The organism is Sphingomonas sp. CCH9-F2 (genome assembly GCF_001556735.1).
Taxonomy (GTDB): Bacteria; Pseudomonadota; Alphaproteobacteria; order Sphingomonadales; family Sphingomonadaceae; genus Sphingomonas; species Sphingomonas ginsenosidimutans.
The window spans coordinates 1-1804 of record NZ_LSJO01000710.1; the positions used below are offsets into that span (position 1 = coordinate 1).

The window sequence follows — 1804 nt, forward strand, 5'->3', positions numbered from 1 at the left end:
GGGCCAGCGTGGCGGCGATCTGGGGCGCGTGACCCGCGTCGACATCGATCGAGATCGTCCCGATCACGGGCATTTCGCGCTGCGACAGCGCCAGCAGCCCCAGCGCCATGGCCGCGACGACGATCCGACGGCGACGATAATCCGGCTGACGATTCATGGCCTTGCTCCCTCGAACCTGAACCCTACACGCACCGTGGCCCGGATTCGAGCGTTTTCACGCGGCTTTCACCCAGCGCACGCGGTCGCGCCCGGCGCGCTTGGCGTCGTACAGCGCGCGATCCGCCTCGCGGTACAGCACGACCCAATCCGCCTCGGTTCCGATCACGCCCAGCGCGCTGCCGATCGAAGCGGTCACCTTCAGGTCGAACGGCATCTGTGCGCCGCGAATCGTGTCCAGCACCTGTTCGGGCAGTCCGGTCAGATGCGCGGGCACCAGGATCGCGAATTCCTCGCCCCCCATCCGCGCGATCAGCGCGCCCGCCGGCGCCGCTTCGCGCAGCGCCGCGGCGAACACCCGCAGCACCTCGTCGCCGCCGTCATGCCCCAGCGTTTCGTTGACGCGGCGGAAATGATCGATGTCGATCAGCACCAGCAGCCGCGGTGCCGGATCGCCGATCGCCTCGCGCAGGAAGCTGCGGCGGTTCAGCAACCCGGTCAGCGCGTCGCTGTCCGCCAGCATCCGCGCCAGCGTCTCCTTCTCGCGCGCGGCGTCACGCTCCTCGCTGACGACCTTGATCCGCCACGCGATCGCCAGCGCGCTGAACGATGCCTCCAGCGCCATCGATACCAGCGTCGAATTGTCGAGCCAGAAGCTCCACCCGATCCATCCGGCGGCCTGGACGATCCGCAGCATTGCCAGCGTGATCGGCGCGCTCCACGCGATCGCGAAGATCCGTGCATAGGGCACGCGCGCGCGCCATGCACCCCACAGCACCGGCACCACCAGCGCCAGCGCGGCGGAGAACGCCACCAGCAGCAGCCGGTCGACCGCCAGCGGCCAGTGCGGCCACACGATCAGATAGGTCGCCACCGCGCCGGCCAGGAACACCATCGCCGCCTGCGTCAGTCGGCGCACCGCCTCGGGCATCATCTGCCCGCCCAGGAACACGCGCGCGAACGCGATCGCACTGATGATCGCACCACCCAGCAGCGCGATATTCAGCTTCAGCCGGATATTGTTGTCCATCCCCGTCACGATGCCCAACCATCCGGACGAACTGGCGGCGTAGACCAGCAGCGACAGGATCATCGCGCAATAATAGGGGTGATACCCCTGCCGCAGCGCACGCCACAGCGCGAAGTTCGACAGCAGCAGCGACAGGCACAGTCCGGCGAAGCCCGCGTAGAAGGCGGTCAGCATCAGGTCGTCGCGCTGCCCCTCGCCGACCGTCAGCAACCGCGGGTTCAGCACCACTCCGCGCGTGTTGGTCGTGCCCTCCACCCGCCACAACAATTGCACGGTGCGTGTATCGGCGACCGGGATCGGCAGTTCGAAGAACGCACCGATCCGCAATCGCTGCCATGCATTGTGCCGGTCGAACGCGTTTCGCGCGATCCGCCCGTCATCGCCACGCGCGTACAACGTCGCGGCTTCCTGATAGACGCTCGCCGATCGCACCAGCGATCGCTGCCCGCCCTCGGTGGGAAGTCGTGCCGACAGCACCCAGAAATCGCCCGCGCCCCAGCGCCGCTCCCGCCCCGAACAGTCGAACCCGTGCGGATGGGCGAAGATCGCCGCGGGCGTGTCACCGGGCGCCACCCGCTTGAGGCAGGTCGCCACCGGCGCCCCGCTCCACGCTGCCGC

The 1804-nt window shown here is 68.7% G+C and carries 1 protein-coding gene; it reads right to left on the reverse strand.

The window, feature by feature from the left end; translation table 11 throughout:
- Nucleotides 1-214 precede the first annotated feature (214 nt).
- The coding region (locus AX685_RS20230; RefSeq protein WP_231792329.1) for a GGDEF domain-containing protein at nucleotides 215-1804 on the reverse strand (1590 nt) is incomplete at its 5' end.